21 protein-coding genes are annotated in these 22,099 nt (G+C 46.3%); 17 read left to right on the top strand and 4 right to left on the bottom strand.

The genetic code is table 11. The features are described 5' to 3' along the window. Nucleotides 1–46: 46 nt before the first annotated feature. The gene (locus MAMMFC1_RS05880; protein ID WP_126307311.1) at nucleotides 47–2,119 is read right to left on the bottom strand and encodes an ATP-binding protein; all 2,073 of its coding nucleotides are present in this window, start codon (nucleotides 2,117–2,119) and stop codon (nucleotides 47–49) included. Nucleotides 2,120–2,473: 354 nt separating this feature from the next. On the opposite strand from MAMMFC1_RS05880, the gene MAMMFC1_RS05875 reads away from it, so the two are divergent. From MAMMFC1_RS05875 to MAMMFC1_RS05830, 10 genes are all read left to right on the top strand, one after another. Further along, complete coding sequence (locus MAMMFC1_RS05875; protein ID WP_158618662.1) at nucleotides 2,474–3,250, top strand: HD domain-containing protein; 777 nt, start codon at nucleotides 2,474–2,476, stop codon at nucleotides 3,248–3,250. 40 nt (nucleotides 3,251–3,290) lie between these two features. Then, on the top strand, nucleotides 3,291–4,178 hold the full coding sequence (locus tag MAMMFC1_RS05870; protein ID WP_126307307.1) for a diacylglycerol/lipid kinase family protein: 888 nt from the start codon (nucleotides 3,291–3,293) through the stop codon (nucleotides 4,176–4,178). Nucleotides 4,179–4,346: 168 nt separating this feature from the next. Continuing rightward, complete coding sequence (locus tag MAMMFC1_RS05865) at nucleotides 4,347–4,982, top strand: corrinoid protein (RefSeq protein WP_126307305.1); 636 nt, start codon at nucleotides 4,347–4,349, stop codon at nucleotides 4,980–4,982. Nucleotides 4,983–5,037: 55 nt separating this feature from the next. Continuing rightward, nucleotides 5,038–6,111 carry a uroporphyrinogen decarboxylase family protein gene (locus MAMMFC1_RS05860; protein WP_126307303.1) on the top strand — a complete coding sequence of 358 codons (1,074 nt, stop codon included), beginning with the start codon at nucleotides 5,038–5,040 and terminating at the stop codon, nucleotides 6,109–6,111. A 70-nt stretch (nucleotides 6,112–6,181) separates the two neighbouring features. Then, nucleotides 6,182–6,958 carry an ABC transporter ATP-binding protein gene (locus MAMMFC1_RS05855; RefSeq protein ID WP_126307301.1) on the top strand — a complete coding sequence of 259 codons (777 nt, stop codon included), beginning with the start codon at nucleotides 6,182–6,184 and terminating at the stop codon, nucleotides 6,956–6,958. A gap of 30 nt (nucleotides 6,959–6,988) precedes the next feature. After that, a complete protein-coding gene (locus MAMMFC1_RS05850; RefSeq protein ID WP_126307299.1) occupies nucleotides 6,989–8,053 on the top strand; it encodes an ABC transporter substrate-binding protein in 1,065 nt (354 codons plus the stop codon). A 68-nt stretch (nucleotides 8,054–8,121) separates the two neighbouring features. Then, the gene (locus tag MAMMFC1_RS05845) at nucleotides 8,122–8,877 is read left to right on the top strand and encodes an ABC transporter permease (RefSeq protein ID WP_197723927.1); all 756 of its coding nucleotides are present in this window, start codon (nucleotides 8,122–8,124) and stop codon (nucleotides 8,875–8,877) included. A gap of 228 nt (nucleotides 8,878–9,105) precedes the next feature. Beyond that, nucleotides 9,106–9,993, top strand: coding sequence for a nitroreductase family protein (locus MAMMFC1_RS05840; RefSeq protein ID WP_126307297.1), 888 nt, complete (start codon nucleotides 9,106–9,108; stop codon nucleotides 9,991–9,993). Between the two features lie 466 nt (nucleotides 9,994–10,459). After that, nucleotides 10,460–11,173 carry a hypothetical protein gene (locus MAMMFC1_RS05835; RefSeq protein ID WP_126307296.1) on the top strand — a complete coding sequence of 238 codons (714 nt, stop codon included), beginning with the start codon at nucleotides 10,460–10,462 and terminating at the stop codon, nucleotides 11,171–11,173. A gap of 59 nt (nucleotides 11,174–11,232) precedes the next feature. After that, nucleotides 11,233–13,161 (top strand): bifunctional metallophosphatase/5'-nucleotidase, encoded by a 1,929-nt coding sequence (locus MAMMFC1_RS05830; protein WP_126307294.1) that lies wholly within the window; start codon nucleotides 11,233–11,235, stop codon nucleotides 13,159–13,161. 196 nt (nucleotides 13,162–13,357) lie between these two features. Here the strand turns inward: MAMMFC1_RS05830 and MAMMFC1_RS22610 are convergent, their stop codons facing one another. Beyond that, nucleotides 13,358–13,483: a hypothetical protein gene (locus MAMMFC1_RS22610; RefSeq protein WP_269471867.1), complete on the bottom strand. Its 126-nt coding sequence runs from the start codon at nucleotides 13,481–13,483 to the stop codon at nucleotides 13,358–13,360. A gap of 270 nt (nucleotides 13,484–13,753) precedes the next feature. On the opposite strand from MAMMFC1_RS22610, the gene MAMMFC1_RS05825 reads away from it, so the two are divergent. Then, nucleotides 13,754–15,076, top strand: a complete 1,323-nt coding sequence (locus MAMMFC1_RS05825; protein ID WP_126307292.1) for a glycosyl hydrolase family 28-related protein — start codon at nucleotides 13,754–13,756, stop codon at nucleotides 15,074–15,076. A 231-nt stretch (nucleotides 15,077–15,307) separates the two neighbouring features. After that, nucleotides 15,308–16,054, top strand: a complete 747-nt coding sequence (locus MAMMFC1_RS05820; protein ID WP_126307290.1) for a YkgJ family cysteine cluster protein — start codon at nucleotides 15,308–15,310, stop codon at nucleotides 16,052–16,054. A 91-nt stretch (nucleotides 16,055–16,145) separates the two neighbouring features. Here the strand turns inward: MAMMFC1_RS05820 and MAMMFC1_RS05815 are convergent, their stop codons facing one another. Together MAMMFC1_RS05815 and MAMMFC1_RS05810 are read right to left on the bottom strand one after the other, a co-directional pair. Next, a complete protein-coding gene (locus tag MAMMFC1_RS05815; RefSeq protein ID WP_126307289.1) occupies nucleotides 16,146–17,171 on the bottom strand; it encodes an NADH:flavin oxidoreductase in 1,026 nt (341 codons plus the stop codon). 54 nt (nucleotides 17,172–17,225) lie between these two features. Next, a complete protein-coding gene (locus MAMMFC1_RS05810; protein WP_126307287.1) occupies nucleotides 17,226–17,867 on the bottom strand; it encodes a lactate utilization protein in 642 nt (213 codons plus the stop codon). 202 nt (nucleotides 17,868–18,069) lie between these two features. Between MAMMFC1_RS05810 and MAMMFC1_RS05805 the strand changes: the two genes are divergently transcribed. The 5 genes from MAMMFC1_RS05805 to MAMMFC1_RS05785 all read left to right on the top strand — a co-directional run bounded on the left by MAMMFC1_RS05805 (nucleotide 18,070) and on the right by MAMMFC1_RS05785 (nucleotide 22,044). Further along, nucleotides 18,070–18,435, top strand: a complete 366-nt coding sequence (locus MAMMFC1_RS05805) for a winged helix-turn-helix transcriptional regulator (RefSeq protein ID WP_126307285.1) — start codon at nucleotides 18,070–18,072, stop codon at nucleotides 18,433–18,435. Nucleotides 18,436–18,577: 142 nt separating this feature from the next. Continuing rightward, nucleotides 18,578–19,057, top strand: coding sequence for an 8-oxo-dGTP diphosphatase (locus MAMMFC1_RS05800; RefSeq protein ID WP_126307283.1), 480 nt, complete (start codon nucleotides 18,578–18,580; stop codon nucleotides 19,055–19,057). A 612-nt stretch (nucleotides 19,058–19,669) separates the two neighbouring features. Continuing rightward, entirely contained in the window at nucleotides 19,670–20,539 is an 870-nt protein-coding gene (locus tag MAMMFC1_RS05795) for an energy-coupling factor ABC transporter ATP-binding protein (protein WP_126307281.1), read from the top strand. Continuing rightward, nucleotides 20,532–21,371, top strand: coding sequence for an energy-coupling factor ABC transporter ATP-binding protein (locus MAMMFC1_RS05790; protein ID WP_232035693.1), 840 nt, complete (start codon nucleotides 20,532–20,534; stop codon nucleotides 21,369–21,371). Before MAMMFC1_RS05795 ends, MAMMFC1_RS05790 begins: the two co-directional genes overlap by 8 nt. Next, complete coding sequence (locus tag MAMMFC1_RS05785) at nucleotides 21,364–22,044, top strand: energy-coupling factor transporter transmembrane component T family protein (protein WP_126307279.1); 681 nt, start codon at nucleotides 21,364–21,366, stop codon at nucleotides 22,042–22,044. Before MAMMFC1_RS05790 ends, MAMMFC1_RS05785 begins: the two co-directional genes overlap by 8 nt. The last annotated feature ends 55 nt before the right edge of the window (nucleotides 22,045–22,099 follow it).

Genomic DNA, 22,099 nt, shown 5'->3' with positions numbered 1-22,099 from the left:
GAACCAGCCTCCGAAATTAGGGTAGCGTATTTTTAAAAATACGCTACTATTTCTTAAAGACCACGTTAAATTGTGTGCCGGCTGGTCCTGTTTCAATATCGATGGAAGCGCCGTGGCGGGCGGCTACACTGTAGCAAACCGCCAGGCCTAAACCGGTGCCGTTATCCTTGGTGGTGAAAAAGGGTGTGCCCAGTTTGTCAATCAGATCAAAGGGAATTCCTTTACCCTGGTCTTTCACCGACAAAACCACCTGCGTATCCGTAGTGCGGGTACTAATGGTAAGCTTGCCGCCCGGCGACATGGCTTCAAGGCCGTTGCGGGCCAGATTTAAGATGAGCTGGCGAATCTCTTTTTCATCTAATAAAAGGGCGGGGATATCCTCTAAGGATGATTCCACCGATTTGTTACCCAGCAGGAAATCGGCTTCGATCAGCGGCAATAATGAGCGAATAACCGAATTCAAGTTATGCTTTTCCAATGTCACCGTTTTATTTTTGGCCAACGATAAGAAATCGGTAATAATAGAGTTTGCCCGGTCAATTTCATCGATCATCAAGTCGCAATAATTCTGGAGATGCCCTTCGCTGTCCTTCTTTTTTATTACTTGCAAAAAACCTCTGACAGTGGTTAAAGGATTCCGGACTTCGTGACCAATACTTGCCGCCATCTCGCCAATGAGGTTAAGGCGGTCCAGCCGGGCCAGTTCCTTCTGAAATTGCTTTTGGGCAGTAACGTCTTTGACTACTACCACCATGCCGTCATAATGGTCTTGTTTATCGTAAATCGGTGATATGCTGCCGGTGATATTGTGGGCAACCCCGTGCTTGTCGATAAGAACCTTGTTTGCGTCTATTTCAACCATATGGTCGTGGGCAAGGATATCTCTGATTAGGCGGTCGCTGCATTGGCCCGTTGTTTCGTCGATAAGACGAAATATGGAACCAAACGGCTTGTTGGCGACTTCGGCGGACGAATAGCCGGTAAGGCCTTCGGCTGAGGGGTTCATAAACATAATATGGTTCATACTGTCAGTTGCGATCAAACCTTCACCAATGCTTTGCAAGATAACAAACAGGCGTTCCGTTTCCGTTGCCAATTGTTCTTCGGTCTGTTTGTTAGTTTCATAAGATTGGGCATTGTACACTGCCAGAGCAAAAACCTGGATTAACGTGAGAGCCATTTTGATATACTGTTTGGCCTGTTCAGGGTACGCCAATTCATCGATATCGAGAATCCCCAATATTTCATTAGAATGGCGTACTGTTACCATAAAACCGCTGCCGGCTTTGTTCCAGGTGATCGGACGTTCCAGGTTATGCCGATACCAGCTAAGTTTTTCCGGATTAGGGGTAAAGTGGGGAATGGTAATAGCGCTGTCATTCTTTCCGTCTAAACAAGATAAAGGCAAGTAGCAAAGTTTTTTGGCATTAAACAAGGTGCCGCATATATCCAGAATATTGTTCACAACTATCTCAAAGGAAGTGGATTCCGTAAGCTTACCCATCAGTTCCAATACCATGGCATAGTCGGTAGCTTGCAGATTGGCGCCTGCTAATGAGGCCATATACTCATTTTCCCGTTCGGCCCACCGATGCTCTTGGACAATACCGGATAAGGACAAGCGAAGGAAATCGAGGCCGACAGGCACACGGTCATAAGGGAGATTTAAATAGTCTCCCATTTCCTTAAGTTGGCTCGCAGTGTGTTCATATATGCCGGTATCCAGGAGGACAAGCTTTTCATAAGAAGCGCGAAAAGCATCACGGGCAGCATCAAGATCGGTTTGCCAGAGATTTTGCAGGAAAATCGGCCAATTTTCCAGCCAGTCCGGCGTGAGGAGGAAGGCTTTTTGCTTACAGTACTCGTTAACCAAAGATTTGTTTAACAGCCAATGAAAGCAGTTTTCCGCACCGTGAATTTTATAGCTGATCAGATCTCTGGGGTATTGGTTGTCACGGGCTGAGAGCAAGCATTGTCCGCCAATAACATCAATATGGCAGTGATCTTTTAAAAGGAAATGATTGCGTAACTCCCATTCCAGTTTTTCCGGACTTAACGCAAGATCGCAGCACAAAGAGGGGCGTGTCAGTACCCCCACTTCATTAATATCTTCAGCCAATAGGGCCTCCCGAACATTCTTTTCATGGCTTTTGCAGACTAAAATATAATGTTTATAATGCAAAAGGATCACCTGCAAGCACGGAGTATGTATTCCGCATTTCTTAATAAAATAAGGTACCTATGTCAATAATAGAGTGTATCCCAGCATATGTCAATTGGTGCATTGGTCCTGTTATGTTAAAATCCTGGTAATATTCCAGTTTAAGAAGTAACTTTATATAAATAATAACTGCCCAGGATATTTATTTGTTAAGAAATGTAAAAATTTTGTATAATTGGCAAAGTAAGATTGACTTTCCCATTATCCTGTGGCATGGTTATAGATATAAAATTGGGTAGAAGGAGTTTTGTTATGAGTGGTATTGATATAAGCAGCATTTATGAATGGTTTACCAATTACGTAAAGTTGTATTACTCAACCAATGCGGATATTCAGCAGCATATGCGTTTGAAGGAAGATCATACATTGCGGGTTGCCGGTTACTGCCGCGAACTTGCCGAGCATTTGGGGCTGAACCGGAGTGAGCGGGATTTGGCGGAAGCAATAGGAATCTTTCATGATATCGGCAGGTTTAAACAATACACCTTATACCACACTTTCAGCGATCACCAGTCAGAAGATCATGCCCGGCTGGGGCTAAATGAAATCGCCGGGCTGACTTTACTAGACGGGCTTTCCGGTCAGGAACGGGATTGCTTGGAGTTTGCCGTAGGCTGCCATAACGCTGTGAAAATTCCGGAAGGAGCGACACGTTCCCACCGTTTGTATGCATCCATCATCCGGGATGCTGATAAACTTGACATATACCACGTGCTGGCGGATGCTCTGACTGCGCCTTCGGGAGAAGACTACACGCCGAGTTTGCTTGCCAGCATGCTGGCCGGACGGCAGGCAAATTATATTGATGTTAAGACCAGGGAAGACGCAAAACTGGTCAGGCTTTCGTGGATTTATGATATCAATTACCTTTGGACGCTGGAACAAGTTTTGGCCAAGAAGTATGTGGAAGCCATATTGGAGCATCTGGCGCCAACAGAAGAAACCAGGCAGATAGAACGAAAATTAAGATCCTATATTGCGGAGAAATTGAGGGCGGCAGGCGAATCTTCAGGCAAGAAGCAATTATAGGGCACGAGGAATATCTTTTTAAACAGGAGAAGGTTTCGCGGTGAAAAAGTATATTCTGGTATATAATCCTTTAGCCGGTGATGCGAAATTTAAGTTTCACCTGGATGAAATGATCGAGTATTTTCAAAAAGCCAACCGCATACTTATTCCGTTTCGGACCAGGGGCAAAGAGGAACCCGGCGGCAATGCCGATTTTGCCCAACTGGCAGTTGATTACGGTGCTGACGGGATTATTGCCGCCGGTGGTGACGGGACGATCCATGAAGTGGTTAATATTATGCTGAAAAGCCGGCTGGATGTGCCGCTGGGACTGATACCCAGCGGCACATGCAACGATTTTGCCACTCATTTGTGTGTCGGCGGTGAACTGAAACACTGCTTGCCGGCGATACTCAGTGGCGTTCCCCGGGCAGTTGACGTAGGAAAAGTCAATGGTGATTACTTTCTGAATGTTGCCAGCGCCGGACTATGGACTTCAATTGCCCATACGGTTGATCCGGCTTTAAAAAACACCTTGGGACGGATGGCTTATTATATTAAGGGGTTGGGCCAACTACCTAATTTTCGGACGTTAAGGATGCGCATCAATGCCGACGGGCGGACCATTGAAGACGATATTATCTTGTTTCTGGTGATGAACAGCGGGATGGTAGGGAGTTTTCCCAATCTGGCGCCACTCGCCAAAATTGACGACGGCAAGCTGGACCTGCTTATTGTCAATAAATGTAGTATTTCCGAACTAATGGGGCTGTTTCTAAGCATTTTTGCCGGCAAGCATACGCACAATCCCCATATTACCTATCTGCAGGCAACGAACATTCATATTGAGTGTGACGAACCGGTAGACAGCGATCTTGACGGAGAGCTGGGGCCTTCATTGCCGTTAAGCATATCCACGGGTACCAACCGATTGCGGATATTCTGCTAAATTATCATATATCTGAAAAAAACAGACCAACCGGTTTGCACTGTAATGCTGCCGGTTGGCTTGTTTGTTTTACGGTTAAGAATTGGAATCGATAATATTTTTTATTGTAATATAGTCTATCTATGGGTTAAAATGTAACTATATGTAGGAGCGGAGGTATGCAGCAAATTGGAAAAAGAACGGTATTTTCAGCAGTTATCCGACGCGGTTGTGGAAATGGAGGAAGAAAAAGCCGCAGCTGTTGCTATTGAGGTGGTCAAGCAGGATATTGACGCATTTGAAGCCATTGAAAAGGGGCTTTCCGCCGGGATGGCACGGGCCGGTAAGCTTTACGAAGAGGAAGAGTATTTTATTCCAGAATTACTCTTGTGTGCTGATGCTATGTACGCAGGGTTGGCTGTTCTTAAGCCCCATTTGAAATCCACCGGTGAGGCCAAAGGCAAGATTGTTATCGGCGTAGTCGAAGGCGATACTCATGACATCGGCAAGAACATTGTTAAAATGATGCTGGAAACCGCCGGGTATCAGCTTATTGATCTGGGGCGGGATGTGCCGCCGCAAAAATTTGTCACGGCGGCAAAGGCGGAGCAAGCTAAGGTGATAGCGGCGGCAACGCTTATGAGTACCACCATGGACAAAATGGCGGACATTATTAAATTGCTGGCAGATGAAGGCTTAAGAGACAAATTTAAGGTGATAGTTGGCGGCGGACCGGTATCGGTTGCTTTTGCCAAAAAAATCGGGGCGGATGGGTATGCGGCCAATGCTACGGACGCAGTCCTCGTAACCAAAGAATTGATCTAAGACTTCAAGCTGAAGGTTGTAAATGCATGAAATGCGATAATGAGGTGAACCGGTAGTGTTTAAAGATCAGATCACGCCGCTTGAGAGATTGACGGCGTACAATAAGAATGAGGCTGTGGACAGGCTTCCCTGTATTCCTTCCGTGGGTAATGGCGCCGCCAGGGTCATTGGCGCCAAAATATCACAATTTAGGAATAACGGCGCCCTAATTGCCAAGGCCCAGGTAGAATCTTACAAATTATTTCAATATGATGTCGTCAGAATTTTTACCGATTTGTACGTGCAAGCCGAGGCGATGGGCGCCAAAGTGATGTATCCCCTTGATGAAACCGCCCATTTGGAAAGCCCGGCGATAAAGGATATCGCCGATATTGGCCGGTTGCAGCCCCCTAATCCTTATAAAGACGGACAACTTCCCGAATTCCTGTCAGCTATGAAAATTGCTTTGGATGAAGTGGGCCGGGAAGTAGGGGTTATTGGATCTGTTACTTGTCCTTTTACCACCGCTTCATTTCTCATCGGTACCGAGCAATTAACCAAGTTGATGCTGCGCGACCCGCAAGCTGCTCATAAACTTTGCGAGATAGCCTTAGACGCAAATCTACAATGGGCACAAGCCATTTTGGACACCGGCTGCGGCGTCACCCTGAGTGATCCTGTCGCGTCTTCCACCCTTATTAGCCCCAAACAATTCAGGGAATTTGCTTTTCCATACCTGAAGAGACTGATAAGCTACATTAATTCCCGGGGAAAATCGGCTACATTACATATCTGCGGCAAAACCAACAAAATTTGGGAAGACATGGTGGAAACAGGCGCGGCTTGTCTTAGTCTTGACAATGTCATTGATATGGCCGCTGCTAAGGAACGGGTTGGAGCTAAGGTCCGGCTGACGGGAAACGTGGACCCGTCGGCCATAATGCTGCAGGGATCGGTTGCGGACGTAAAACAGGCTGTCATCGACTGTGTCGCGAAGACCTTTGACTCTCCCAAGGGTTATATCGTCGCATCAGGTTGCAGTCTGCCCACGGAAGTGCCATTTGAAAATATTCACGCGATGATGAATACAGTCCGGGAAATAGGTTATCCCGTCACTCAAGACAAATTGACAATGCTACGGCATAAGTAGCTAATTGCGGCAGGTTTTTAGGGGGCTATTGCGCGTACAGTCGAAATTTATTTAAGGGGCGGTCTTACCGGTGTACGGGATTGATATTCAAAATGTAAATCTGGCTTATGGCGAACAGCTCGTTCTCAGTGACATTAATTTGGCTATTAGTCCGGGCGATTTTGCTTGCTTTGTAGGTCCGTCGGGTTCCGGCAAAAGTTCTTTGCTGCGGTTGATAGCCGGTCTCAATCGTCCCACGGCAGGCAAAATTCTGGTGGATGATAAAGAGGTGATGGAACCGGGACTGGACAGGGGGGTTGTTTTTCAGGAATATAGTTTGTTTCCCTGGTTCAGTGTGCAGGACAACCTATTGCTGGCCCTGGGGCAGGCTTTGCCGCATGAATCCAAAAGTAATTTAAAAAAAATTGCCGGCGATTATCTAACAGCAGTTGGGTTACCGGGAATTGAACAGAAAATGCCGGGAGAACTTTCCGGAGGGATGCGACAAAGGGTTGCTATCGCCCGGGCATTTGCCATTAACTCACCCATGCTGCTCATGGATGAGCCGTTTGGCGCCCTGGATGCGGTTACCAGAGCCAAGCTCCAGGATTTAGTGCTCGATTTATGGCTGAATCAGGGCGCAAGTCGCAAAACAGTTGTCTTTGTTACCCACGATGTGGAAGAGGCCTTGTTATTGGGAACCCAAGTAGTGGTTTTAGGCTTAAACCCAGGAGCGGTTAAAGAAATAATTGCGGTTAACTTTCCCCGGCCAAGGATAAGAGAGACAATTTATCACGATGCTGCGTTTATAGAATTAAGAAACCATCTAATTGATTTGTTAAATGAAGATATTGTAAAACATCTGTAATAATAATTGACGGGAGTGCTAAGTCTGAAAATGAAAAAAATTGGTTTAATCATGTCGGCATTGTTTTTAATAATTATGTTAACTATTAGCGGGTGTGGTACGTCACAACCAGGCAAGCCTGCTGTAAGCGGCCAGAAGCCGCTGAAGAAATTGCTGGTCGGTTATACGCCGCAAGCGGCTGTTTTGACTGAAATAGCTCAGGACCAGGGATATTTTAAGCAAGAAGGGGTTGAAGTCGAGTTCGTTGAGTTTACTGCCTCGACGGATGCCTATGCGGCTTTAAGCAGCGGCAAAATTGATGTGGGGGTATCTTTTGGCACCGCCGGACCGCTCGCAGTAATAAACAACGGTGCGGATTTCGTGATTATTGGCGGTCAGTTAAGCGGCGGCCATCCTGTTGTTGCCAGACCTGAGACGGCAGCCGCAATCAAGTCGATGCAAGATTACCGGGGCAAGACAATCGCAACACCGCGGCTGTATACGCCGGATGTTGTCTGGCGCGGCGCCATGTATGACGCCGGTATTGACTTAAATAAGGATGTCACTGTTTTGGAAATGAAAAGCCCGGTAGCTGTGGTAGAAGCAGTTAAGAGCAATAAAGCCGATATTGGAATTGCCAATAATGTTGTGGCTGCCCAAGCCAAGGCGGCAGGGCTTGCTGTAATCGGCTGGAGCAACGATTTCTACACTGACCATGTATGTTGCCGGATCATAGCTAAGAAAGATGCGGTAGACAAAGATCCTGACAGCTACCGGGCATTTTTAAGCGCGCTGATTCGGGCGGAAAAATTCCGCAAAGAACAGCCTGAGCAGGTAGTGAGCTCAGTGCAAAAATTTGTCAAAATCGACCAGGAAGCCACCAAGGCTCTGGTCCTTGAACCACACCAGATTTACAGCGCCGATCCCAATCGCAAGGGTGTAATCGCAATGTGGGAACATATGAAACATATTGGTTATGCCCAGGAAAAAGTAGATGTAAGCAAGCATATTAATACTGACCTTTATCGTCAGGCTTTGACTGAGCTGCAGAAAAAATATCCTAATGATCAATTTTATACCAAGGAGCTGGAAGAACGATATAAAGCGCAAAATTAGCTACTGCATTAAAGAATTGGCATCAATGTATTCATGTGTTCCACATATAAACGAGGAGAAGAGAAACGGTGGACTATTTTAATAAATATCGCTATGTTTTTATGATCGTTGCCGTAAGCGTTTTGGCCTATGAAGCAGCGACCGATGGTTTGGGTATAGCCGATCCCACTCTTTTTCCCGGTTTGCCGAAAGTGGCTGTTGCCTTATATGAGTCGAGAGAATTGCTGTTCCAGGGAATATTGAGCTCTTTGGGATTGTTGCTGCCCAGTTATTGTTTAGCATTAGTAGTTGGCATAACGGGTGGGTTAACTATCGGCTGGCATAAAACCTTACGAGAAAACTTAGCGCCGTTGTTTCACGGAATAAGCCCTATCCCTCCCAATCTTTATACACCCTATGCCATAGCTTTGATGCCAACGTTTTGGTTATCATCAACATCCATCATCTTTATTGGTTGCCTGTGGCCGATTTTGATGAGTACCATCCAAGGCGTTGTCTTAATTGAAGAAAAATATCTTGACAACGCCCGGACTTTAGGTCTTAAAGGTTTCAAACTGCTGCGAAAAATTATTTTACCGGCGGCGCTGCCCCTGATTTTCAGCGGCGCCGGAACATCGCTGATATTTTCCTTTATTTTATTGACAGTTGCGGAGATGTTTGGCGTAAAATCAGGCTTAGGCTTTTTTGTACTGTATTATGCTGATTTTTTTGATTATGCCAGAGTGCTCGCCGGAATGCTGGTAATGTCCCTCCTTATTATGTGTATCATGGGGTTATTTAGTACAATACAGCGAAGGATGTTGTTTTGGACAGCAAAACGCTAGACACGTTTAAAGTGAGTCCAAAACTGTCCTGTTTTAAAGTTTAACATAGAGTTAAGGTTGTTCTGCAGGAAAACTACTGTTTTTTTGCAGAATTTTATTTATGTCTAAAATGTCTAAACATAATTTAATCTGAGAAAATTATAGATTTAAAAACTGAAAGAATTCTATTAAGGTTATGCGGAGAACTAGTTTATAGAGTGGAAGCAATTTAGGGAGGAGAGTGGAGAAATGGCAGGAGAAAAATCTATTGTTGATCAGACTTGCCGGAAATGCGGGATTTGCCTTGAGGTTTGCCCAGATAGGATCTTCGTTCAGGATCAGAAAGGTGCGATTGTTCTTGACGCGGGCAAAACACATTTGTGTAACAAATGCGGACACTGTATGGCGGTCTGTCCGACCCAATCAATTAAAATCGCTGGGTTGGCTTATGACCAGGATTTTTTTGCCTTGCCGGCACCGCAAACTGAAGCCGAGGCTTTTTACAACGTCTTGGCCACGCGCAGGTCGACAAGAGTGTTTCAAAACAAACCAGTGCCAAATGACTTGCTTGAAAAAATAACTGAGGCGGTTGCAATGGCGCCGATGGGTTTTCCGCCTCATAAAACTGAAATTACCGTTGTCCAGAATAGGGCTGTGCTTGATGAAGCTTTGAAATACACGGCGAAATCCTACCAGGAAATGCTGCAAGGAATGGAAAATCCGCTTATTCGCTCAATCATCCGTTTAAGCGTTAACCGTGAGATATTTAATACGATGAAAAACCAGGTTATGCCGATAATGAAGATGTCATTACCACGTATGGAGAAAAGCGGGGAAGATGTAATCCTGCGCGGGGCTCCCGCCATGCTGGTATTCCATGCGGACAAAGCCGCAGAAAACCATACCCACGATGCCTTGATTGGTCTTACTTACGGCTTGTTAGCCGCCCATGCCCTCGGTCTTGGCGCAACAGCCATCGGACTGGTTCCCCCTGTAATCCAAAGGAGTAAGATATTGCGGAATTTGTTTCAGATACCTGAGGAAAACGAAGTTCTCGCCGCCATGGTGGTCGGCTATCCCAAGTATCAGTTTCAGCGTGGTATCCGGCGGGCGTTAAGAAAAGTAACCTGGATTTAAGATAATAAATGCAGAGTCAGAGAACCAAAAGAGTCAAGGGACGGTTCTGTGACTCTTTTCTTGTCGTAACAAAGAGTCGAGGAACCGTCCCCTGACTCTTTCTGCCGTCCCCTGACTCTTTCTGACTCTAGGAAAATTTAAACATTTTTTAAACAGATTTTAACTTGTCTGGTAAAAGTAAATTTTACAATAACAATATAGGAAGACTCGCTATTACTTAGGTAAAACAGGCGAGTTTGCAATTATCTGTACTATAATAGTAAATTTAGTCATATAAGGGGGAATGGTTATTCAAAACAACCCACCGAAAGTGATTACGATTACATACTGCTAATACCCAATTGCAATAAGTGTAGGAAGTGAGAAGACTGCAGAAATCAGGAAAAAGTATGCAGCTCTGCGCATGTAAGGAGGTTGCTGACCACATAATTTACAACGGATAGGACAAATATGAGGAGGACATTGCATGAAAAATAAAGTAGGAATTGTATTACTTGGCGCTATGCTGGCGACACAGGTCGGGTTTGCCAGTCCGTTAACCGACTATTCTGCCGGCAAGGTAAGCTTGGATTTGAATTTTGTTGCCGATAGCAAAATAAAGGTAACGAATAAAGTGGCGGATTATCCAAACAGCTCTTTGCAGTATGATACAAAACAACATCTGGACTTTAACCTAACGGCGGGATTGGGACAAGGTTTTGGCATTAATTATGGCAGTATTTCCGCCGATAGCGGCTGGGCTTACAATAGCGATACGGATAATGTGTCCAAGTATAAAGTTGATTTTCGAGAATTCAACCTATTAAAAAGCCTGAATAAACAGTCGGCTGTATTTGTCGGTATGGTGCAGGCTAAGAGCGACTACACTGTGCAAAATCCGCTTGATACAAGCGCCACCTTCGGAGTAAGTTCAGACAGGAGAACATTATGGCAGATCGGCCTTATTGGCAACACGCCTATTAGTAAGGATATGAACGCTTACGGCGCTGTCGCTTTTGGAAAGGATTTGACCAGTTACGAAATCGGTCTTGCCCAAAAACTCAATAAAAATATAGAATTGAATATTAGCTATCTGGAAAAAAGAGTAAAAAATTTACATTTTTATGATGAGGCGGCTGGGTCTTTTAATCAAGATGTTACTTTCAATGGTATGCACTACGGAGTGACCTGCAAATTTTAAGGTTTGAATGATTGGATATGCAATCAAAAGCAAAAGTGATGAAATGAGAGGAGTATGTAATGAAAAAGTACAATAAGTTCTTGGAAGTATTGAAACAACCCAATGTAAGCCGTATAAGCCGCAGAAAATTTTTAAAAACCACCGGTTCGTTATTGGCATTGCTGGCGATGCCGGTATCGATAAAAAATGTCTTTGCTGATTCCACTGTGGCGGTTGCCGTTTTGGGCACAGCCGACCTGCATGGCAATATCCTGAATTGGGACTATCTGTCTAACGCCGCACCTGCAGCGGCCGATGGCTCAACTGTCGGCTTGACCCGGATCAGTTCGCTGGTAAAACAAGAGCGCAGCAAATACCCATACAACATTTTGGTCGATAACGGGGATATCATTCAGGGAACCATGCTGGATGCGTATTACGCCACCGTCAATAAAGGCTGGACCGTTCATCCGATGATGCAAGCATTTAATCAAATGAGGTATGATGCTATCAACTTGGGAAATCACGAATTCAATTTCGGCTTGGATTTGCTAAAAAAATTCGTTATTCCTTCCGGGGCGCCCTGTTTGTCTGCTAATACCCGCAGTGTACTCACCAATACGCCATGGCAATACATAAAACCTTACACAATAAAACAAATTGACGTTTCCGGCACCACCGGCGTTGCTGGGGATGTTATACGGATCGGCATTATCGGCACAGTAACTCCGGCCATTCCCAATTTTGAGGCACCCCAAAATTACAACGGAGTTCGATTCACTTCGCAGGAAGACGCCATCAATGCCAATATCGCCATTTTAAAACAGCAAAATGTCAATGCCATTGTGGTATTGTCGCATTCGGGCATTCCTTCCGTTTCCACGCCTTATCCGGAAAATGGCATTGTGGCCATTGCCAATAAATGCCCCGGTATTGACTTAATTGTTTCTGGCCATACTCATGTGCGGACCGCGCAAAATATGACCAGCTTCGCTTCCAGCAATGTCGACAGCAGTGTTTCGCCCAGTGTTACCTATGCCGACGGTGTAATCAACGGGGTCAAGACCATGGCGCCGTACCGGTGGGGCGCGTACCTGGCTGAAGGCTTGCTCAGCTTTGCCAAAGTAAACGGAAAATGGCAAGTGCAAAATGTGTCAACCGCTTTGTTAAGCGCCAACAGCGTTGCCGATGATCCGGCCATTGTATCCATGGCTCAGCCTTGGGACACCGCCACCAAAAATTATCTGAATACGAGGCTCGGTACTTCAACTGCTGCATACTACGGCGCGAATGGCGACAAAATGTATACCCCGCTGGTTGACTTGGTCAACCAGGTTCAAATGTATTATGGCAAGGCCGATGTTGCGGCGGCAGCTTGCTTTAGTTCGACCGCTCTGATTCCCCAGGGCAATGTTACTTTGCAACATGTTTCCAGCGTATATATTTATGAAAACTATATGTTTACCATTCAAATAAGCGGCAAACAACTCAAACAGTACCTGGAACTGACTGCCTGTTATTTTGACCAGGTGGCGGCCGGAACAGCTGTCAATGGCCTGGTGGACGTAAACAACCTGCGTAACGTAACAACCAAGACTGCCAACTGGCCTTCCTATAATTATGATATGCTGACCGGTGTCAGCTACCAAATCAATATCAGCAAACCGATAGGCAGCCGTATCCAAAACCTCACTTATACCAAAACCGGTACGGCAGTGAACGATAATGACAGCATAAAATTTGCCATTAATAATTACCGTTATTCCGGCGGCGGTCCGCTGGCGTCATCTTCCGTATTCCCGCAGGCCAAGGGGTTAAGCGGATTTATGGCGGCAATGGGACTGGATCCCCTGGGACGAAACGGTCTAGCCAAGCCAACCGTACTTTGGGATTCCCAAAGAACCATGGGTGATGCCGGGCAGGTCCGCAACCTCATGGCCAGTTATATCCAAACCCAAAGCACCATTTCGCCCAATACCAATGCCAACTGGACGCTTACCAGCAACTAATTTCGCGCTAGCCGGCAATAGTAAGGCGCTTATGGCTGTATCTGCCCAATTTATCATCCGCAGACGTACCCGTCTGCGGATTTTTATCATCGGCTTTGCCAAGAGTCGAGGGACGGTTCCCTGACTCCGGGTTTGTTATTAACAATCCGCTTTTTGCGGTTATCTGCGGAATTAAAAAAAGCAGCCTATGCTGCTTTCAGGTTGACGGATGATTGGGGCCATCAAGATGTTTATCACCGCTAATATCCTTATTTTTGGGGTTCTGATTTTGTTTTTTAGCAACTTTCTGCGCTAACGAGTCATTCGGGTTATTTTTAGCCACAGTATCACCTCCCGTCGGTTATTGTTTGCGGGATTAATGATTTAAATACGGAAAGAAGGGATAATCCCATGGCAATAACTAATTATTTTAATATTACTGGATATTCACTTTTATCCCATTTTATCCAAAAATATTAAATTTACACCAAATAAATTATATATTTTTACATATTTTTTAATATAAATAATGCATAATTAACCTAATAATTTTATTTTCCGAGTGATGAAGGAGCTTTGGTATTTTTAAAATAAAATGGAGGAGGAATAAACATTGATAATTATAAAAAATCGCTATTATTGGACCGGCCTGCGCCGGCTTACAGGGTTGTTGCTTATTTTATGCCTGCAGGGGCTTGGTCTGGAAGAGAGTAAATTCCATATCCTGGGGATCTTTTCCATCGCTGGCAATAAAGCCGAAGCTGCCACATTAGACGTCAAAAATTACGGAGCGAAAGGAAACGGCGCCGCCGATGATACCGCCGCCATTCAAGCCGCCATAGACGCTCTGCCGGCTTCCGGGGGAGTTGTGGCAATACCTGACGGCACATACATGATTAATGCGATAAAATCAATCAAACTCAAAAGCAACGTAATTCTGCAAATGACTTCCGGCACGGTTCTGAAGGCAATTCCCAATAACGCTTCTACCTACGCTGTGATAACGGCCAATAGTATCAGCAATGCCGATATCGTTGGCGGAACAATAGTGGGTGACCGGAAAGAACATGCCGGGACGGATGGCGAATGGGGCATGGGAATTAGCATTCTCAGTTCGTATGATGTTGTCGTTAAGAATACAACTGTCAAAGACTGCTGGGGCGATGGAGTCTATCTCGGTACCGGTTCAACGGGAGCTGCCAACCAGCATTGCCAGCTGATTAATGTCATTGCCGACAATAACCGCCGTCAGGGTATAACGTTGGTTAACGGCCAGAACATCCAGATTATTAATCCGCAAGTAAGCAACACCAATGGAAAATTTCCAGCTGCGGGAATTAATATCGAACCAAACATTAAAACCGACATTGTGCAAAATATAACAATCAGTAGCCCCTATACCACCAATAACGAGGGTGCAGGCATTTATGTCTGCCTTGCTAAGCTTAATGGTTCAGCAACTCCCGTAAGCATTGCCATTTACAATCACATGGATTCCGGCAGTGACAGGGGTATGTTGGTCTCCAGCGAAGACGCTATTGTTCCCGGCAATTTGCAGATCACCGGTTCCAAGTGGACCTCCAACGTTCGAAACGGGTTAGCCATTCAAAACCATGATTACCGTTCCTTTAATATTGTCGCCAGCAATCTGGAAATAAATAATTCCAATACCGGCGGCTCCCCGATGCAAACTAACGGTGCGGCTGTCGCCGTCTATGCAATAACCGGCAGTAAAGGTCAGATTGGGAATGCTCAGATAAAAAATTCCATAATAAGAGATACCCGCCCAGTACCAAAAGTAACCGCCGCTTTTTACGTATATAATTCGCTGAGTGCATCCGTTTTGCAAACCTCGATTGTTTCTCCATCGATTAGCAGCAGTATTGCCCGCCCCCTTGTCACCTCTGATCCTGGCCGTGTTTATATTACGAACTGATAAAATTTCCTGATGCCGGCCAGCTTGCAAATCTATATATGCCGCATTAAAGAATTGAAATTATATCCGGGTATTAGGAACGTTTCGAGGCTATCACTTAACTTCAGCTTATCCTAATACCCGGATGTCAATTCTTTAATGCGTTTCCTATAGGACTGGGCCAATCGTAATGGATTGCGAAAGGGACAAACAAAGGTAAGGCGCTTATTTACCAAACAGGAGAATATTCAAATGAAGCAATTTAATATTTGTATTAAACAGAATGATTTTTTGTTTCAATTCATAAAGCTGGACATTCCTGATCATGATATCAGCTTAACCGATCTTATGCCAGCATTGTTCAAACTGTTTGATTGCTTTATTGAAATTGAGCTTAAACTTACTAAAACAACCTGTCAAAAAGGTTGCAGCGTTTGCTGCAACCAGTTAATTCCTATTTCAATTTCCGAGGCTTTTTATCTGAATGATTTGATTCAAAATTTACCCCGGGAAAAGCAGACCGCCGTTAATAAACGGTTCCAATCAGCATTACATATTATGAATAAGAAAAGGCTTTTTACCAGGGGCAATAATCCAACTGTTAATAAAAATATTGACCAGGATTATTTTAACTTAAAAATTAGCTGTCCGTTTTTAGAAAGTAATATCTGTAGTATTTACGAATTCCGTCCGTTCGTTTGCCGCGAGTACAATTTGACCTCCAACCCGGATTTTTGCATCGATCCCTATCATAATTCAATTGAAAAAATAAAAATAAAGCGCAACATCGGCGCATTAGTTGCGGCTTTTACAGCCAGGCTTTACGGCTTACCGCCTATTCCTATTCCTATTCCTTTAATCTTGATCCCTGGCTGGGTTAAAGAAAATAAACATTTAAATAATAAAACGTGGTCGGGGGAATGGCTGTTTAACACTATTATTGATCGGCTGGTCATTTTAAATGATAAAAGTCTTGAACTAAGCTACACCGTGTTATAAAGCTTCTAAATGCCAAGGCTGATGGTATACCCAACTATTAACAGACTGTGTTTCCTAAGTCCTAAGTTGTCGGCAGTACCGTCCCCTGTCTCTAGGGTCCAAACACGCAGATGTTGCCGTCCGGCTTAAAGCACGCATTGCAGGAAATGCATTCAGCCTTTTTGTTTCTATTATTTTTCCAGTCATTCACCAGATTCGGTTCCCTGAGCAATGGCCGCGAGAGGGCAAAATATTCGATAGCGGAGGTATTCAATATCTTTTCCATAACCGAGGGAGTTCGATTGTGTCCGACTAATATGACAGGCACCCGTACCTCTTCGGCAATACGCGCCGCATAATCTCTGAAAATTGATTCTTTATGAGGGTTATCCAGGCTTTTCTTTATTTCATCAGCACCCCCGCTTATCTCAATGGCATCAATTCCCCTAGCGGCCAATTGCCTACAGGCGTAGCTGCAAGCATTAACTCCCTCTGTTTCATCGAAAGCATCGGTCCCGTTGATTTTAATAAAGATACTAAAATTACTCCCCGTCCGGTTCCTGATTTCATCATATATTTCCAAAAGTATTCTGGCCCGATTTTCGATAATGCCGCCATATTCATCCTGGCGCGTATTATTTTGCCGGCTGAGAAACTGACTCAAAAAATACCCGTGGGCCGCATGTATTTGCACTCCGTCAAAACCCGACAATTTTGCTCTGGCGGCACCTTCGCCGAATGCCTTCACTATTGATTTTATGTCGTTGTGCGAAGGAGATGATGGCAGCCACATGTCGCCATTTTTGCCAGCGTAGGCAAGCTGCAGGATAATAGGGCAGCCGCTGCTATGGACCATGTCCGTAAATTTTTCATAGTCCTGAAGCAATGAATCCTCATAAATACCCGCCATTCCCGGTAAAGTAGTGGAATCTTTCGTGAAATAAGTCCCCCCGGTAATAATTAAACCCACGCCGCCGTTGGCCAGTGTTTCATACACTTTAATCAGCCGGTTTGTCAATCGCCCGGCGCTGTCGGCCATGCCTTCCCAAGTAGCCGAACGTATTATTCGGTTTTGCAATTTCATATTGTTTATATTGTTTATATTATTTATTGTTGTTTCATCAAACAAGGTTTTCATATTTCACATTTGCCTCCTACTTAATGCATGGCATTGTAATCGGCCTTCCGCTCTTTATAGACCAAGTTCTTCACCGACAACAATAACATGCACATCAGTCATTCGCGGGCGTTTGTGCATTATCGTAGTGATATTGCAGATCCGGGTCGGACCCTGGCAATCCACGCACACTCCCGTTTGAACACAGGGATTGGGATAACCCAAACGCTTGTTGTTCGGCGGTGAGGCCCACAGTCGCACCCGGTTTTCCGCTTCCGTAACGTCTTTCACGATTTTATTAATGCCCACGACTATAAAAACCTTGTCCGGGCCGTAAAGCATAGCGCCGACGCGGTTGCCGACGGCGTCGACATTCACAAGCTTGCCGTCCAACGTAACGGCATTGGTGCCGGTGAGATATACATCCGCCAATAGTTGTTGCCGCCGGATGGCCTTCATTTCCTGGGGGCTAAGTCCCGGCTTGGTATGATTAAGGACCGGGTTGCCACGTTGTTCCAGCTTTGCAATCACGCCAAGTTCGTCTAATGTCACCGAGCCGCCGAAGCCGATGGAGGCATTCGCCGGAATAAGCCCAAGCAGTTTATCAATGGCTTCCTGGCGGGTGGAAACATAAGTGGCGGTAAAGTTGTTCTTGGTCAGAGCATTAACCAGTTTTTCACCGATAGTGTCGTAGTGCCATTTGATAAATTCGTTCATTCTCCTCATCCTCCCCAATTTACGATCTGGTTGACTTGCATGGAAATCACTCTTCTAATCCCTGGGAAATGATTTTCTATGCTATAATAATAGATATTAGTATAAAAATTATCAAGTACGCACTTATTAGTGCCATAGTACCAATTTATATACTGCCGCAGAATTAATTTTGATTAACTAAGGCATAAGGAAGGGACAAGAAGTGATCAAATTTAAGAATACCGAATATCAGTGTTCGATGGAATTAACGTTAGCTCTCATCGGCGGAAAATGGAAATCGCTTATCCTCTGGTATTTGGGGGAAAATACCTTGCGATTTAGCGAGCTAAGGCGAGCATTACCCCACATTACGCAAAAAATGCTGACGCAACAGCTTAGAGAGCTGGAGGGAAGCGGTTTAGTCAAACGGTTCATCTATACTCAGATACCGCCTAAAGTAGAGTATTCCCTTACCGACGCCGGCAAGAGCCTTTTACCCATTTTGGCAACCTTATGCCAATGGGGGCTCAATTATATAAGTGAAGCCGAGTCATCTGCCTCCAAAACTTCTTGTCCAAATTCCGAGTAATAGATCGGCCAAAACGAAGTGAAAGCAGTTTGTATTCGGCAATTGCGATTGTGGTATAATGAAACATGAAAGAGCAGTATACAGGGATATACCAAAGAATAGGGCATTCTATAATCAAGTTAGAGCTTTTAAGGAGAGTCGTATGTATTCATCAACATTATGCCTGCCGGTACAAACCGAAGGCAATTCAATAAAACAAATATTGCTGGGTATGAAGAAACGGGGCTTCGGGCGGGGCAAATACAACGGTTTTGGCGGTAAGCTGGAAGCCGGTGAGAGCGTCAGGGCTGCGGCGGTTCGGGAACTTAGGGAGGAATGCGGGCTTACGGCGCTGGAAGAGGATTTGGAGTACGCGGGAAAGCTCCTGTTCGTATTTCCGGCCAACCGGGATTTTGATCATGATGTGGATATTTTCCTGGTGAGGCGTTGGCGGGGAGAACCGCGGGAGACGGAAGAAATGCTGACGGGTTGGTATTCGGTAAAGGATATTCCTTATAAAGAGATGTGGGCGGGCGATATATACTGGCTGCCCAAGATTCTGGCCGGCGAAAAGATCCGGGGGCGGGTTGTTTTTGCCGACGATAACGAGGGATTGCAGGCGGTTGAGATAACCGGTGAATAGTACAATCGCAGGCAAGAAAGCATATAGGGGTAAGGATTATTTAATCGCAGCGGACAGAAGGGAACCGCCAAGCAGCGTCATATAAATGGCGTGGAAATAAGAGAGATAAGGGTAGAATGTAAATTTCCTGGTGTATGTTGACAGACGGTTATGTCCTTTGATATACTCGATACGAGTACATCTACATATACCATCATCAATGACCAGGAAGAGTACACATGGCCGGAGAGCCGCAGCGAGCCAATGGCAGTGGGAGTTTGGCGCCTTTCAGCATGTCGAATGGGCCTGGGAGATGCAGTCCGATCCGGAGTTCCGGGGTAGGCGCTGCCGGTTTCTTCCGCCGTTAACGGGAAGCGGGTATCGGGCAATGTTTCTGTATTGTCCTATACTTTGACCAAGCCGGACCGATATGTTGTCGGTCATATAGGGTGGCACCGCGGGTTAACCCCTCGTCCCTACTTCAGGGATGAGGGGTTTTTGTAATTATTTTACTTACTAATATTTCCCGGAAATATAAATGTTAACTAACCATTGGCCGTCATTAACGCCATAATTACCCAAGTGCTCTATTTCCCGGCGCAAAAGCTGTTTGGACACAAGGAGGAGTAGTCCGTGTTTGCTGTTGAATTTGCTGGTTTTGCGTATGCGTACCCGGAATCCGGGGTGATTCTAAATGATATAAACCTTACTATTCCACGGGGAACCTTTACGGTGATTACCGGGCCCAGCGGCGCCGGCAAAACGACGTTGGCGCTGGCTGTCGCCGGCGTCATACCCCACTATTTTGGCGGCAGGCAGGCGGGCTGTGTCCGGGTTGGCGGGATAAATACGGCCGACAGCGGTATGGGCGAGCTGGCTTCCCAGGTAGGCACCGTGCTGGCGGACTATGAAAGCCAGATGGTGGCGATGACGGTGGCGGAAGAGGTGGCCTTCAGTTTGGAGACCGTCGGTCTCTCCCGGCGGGAGATGGATGAACGGATAGACCAGGCGCTGGCAATGGTCGGTTTGAACGGGAGGCAAAGCTGCCCGGTAACCGACCTGTCAGGGGGTCAGAAACAGCGGCTGGTCATTGCTTCGGTTCTGGCCCTGGCGCCGGATATTCTGGTGCTGGATGAACCGGCGTCCGCCCTTGATCCGGAGGGGGCAGCCGGTATTTATGAATTACTGGCTGCTTTGAATAAGCAAGGTAAAACCATTATCGCCGTGGAGCATCATTTGGACAGAGTTCTCCCCTATGCCGATCAGATTGTTTTGTTACAGGACGGCCGGATCGCCAAGGCCGGCCTGGCCGGTGAAGTTATCCGGCATATGTGGGCGCAGGAAAACTTAAGGCCGGGGGTACCGGCCCTTTGGAAGATCAAATTGTCTTTGGAAGAAAAGCTTGGCCTTAAATTGAGAGATTGGCTTACCGATGAACAGGCTATGGCTGAATTGAAGTCCATGACGGACCGGCAAGGCGGGGAGGAGGTAAAAAGTGCCTGAAACCATAATTGCGATGCATAACGTAAGTTTCGATTATAAGGGTGGAACCCAGGCTCTCAAAGCCGTTTCCCTGTCGGTTGCTGCGGGTGAATTCGTGGCTGTCGCCGGTAGAAACGGCAGCGGCAAGACCACCTTAACCCGCTTAACGATGGCGCTGATAAAACCGGTCGGCGGTGTAATCAAAGTTTGTGAGAAGGATATAACGTCCTGCTGTCCGGCGGATATGGCTCGGCGCATTGGCTATGTATTTCAGAATCCCGACAGGCAAATCTTTCGCAATACCGTTGTTGCCGAAGTTGCCTACGGACCGGAACAAATCGGCTTTACCAAAGCAGAGACGGTGAAGGCTGTGGCCGAAGCTTTGGCGATGACCGGACTCACCTCTTTGGCCGAGGCCTATCCCCGCACGCTGACAAGGGGGCAAAAGCAAAAAGTGGCTATCGCCTCGGCGCTGGCTATGCGGCCGGAAGTGTTGATTTTGGACGAACCGACCAGCGGGCAGGACCCGTGGGAAACCCAAACGCTGATGAAACTTTTGACGGAACTTAACGGCAGAGGCATGACAATCATTCTGGTTACCCATGATATGGAGCTTATCGCCGGCTATGCAAGCCGGGTGGTGGTTCTGAGTGAAGGGCGCAAAGTGTTTGACGGCTTACCTTCCAGTTTGTTCGGCGGGGACTATAATGTGGCGGAATGGGGTTTGGCGCTGCCGACCGCCGCATTTTTGGCCCGAAAGCTGAAAGTCGCCGGGGAAAGTCCGGCGGATCTGGACGGACTGGTAAATTCGCTGTACCGAAAGCTAAGGACAGGAGGAGAATGTCATGCCTAAACTGGCGCCGCTGACAAAGATTATATTGACTGCCGTCATATCGGTCTGGGCCCTCTTAATTCAGTCGGTGCCTGGGCTGGCGCTGTTAGTGGGGGGGCAAATTTTGCTTCTTGCTCTCTACCGGGCGCCGGTGAAGACGTATCAGGCCGTTGCCGTGCTTGCCCTGTTTTCCCTGACCCTCGTGGGCATGCAGTATGTTTTCGGCGGCAGCCTGGAGTTTTCAATCATGTCGGGCCTTAAGATGATGGCAATGTCGGTGATTTTTGTTTTTCTTCTGGCTACCACCCGCATACAGGACCTAACGGCGGCTTTGGTGAGCCAGTGCCGCATTCCCTACGAATATGCGTTTATGTTTACAGCGGCGCTGCGGTTTGTACCCGACTTTCTGGCTGAAAGCCAAGCCGTGCGGGAAGCGCAGGCCTGCCGGGGCTATGTCTTTCGCGGTAATCCGCTCAAGAGGCTGCTTGATTATGTGGCAATCGTAGAACCGCTGGTCTTAAAAGCAATAACCCGGTCGGAAACAATGGCCATGAGTCTGGAGCTTAGAGGATTCGGCAGCCGGGGCAGACGACAGTTTACCACCGATGTGGCGTTGGCTGCACCTGATTATGCGGCATTTGGCCTTATGGTGGCGGTAACTGTAGGATTAATCGCCCAGCGTTATTTATATTAGCAGTATATATATGTTATACTAAACTGTAACTAGGGGATTTTTGGATGCGAAAGGG

The sequence above is a fragment of the Methylomusa anaerophila genome (assembly GCF_003966895.1).
Taxonomy (GTDB): Bacteria; Bacillota; Negativicutes; order Sporomusales; family Sporomusaceae; genus Methylomusa; species Methylomusa anaerophila.
This window is presented reverse-complemented; position numbering and strand designations above follow the sequence as displayed.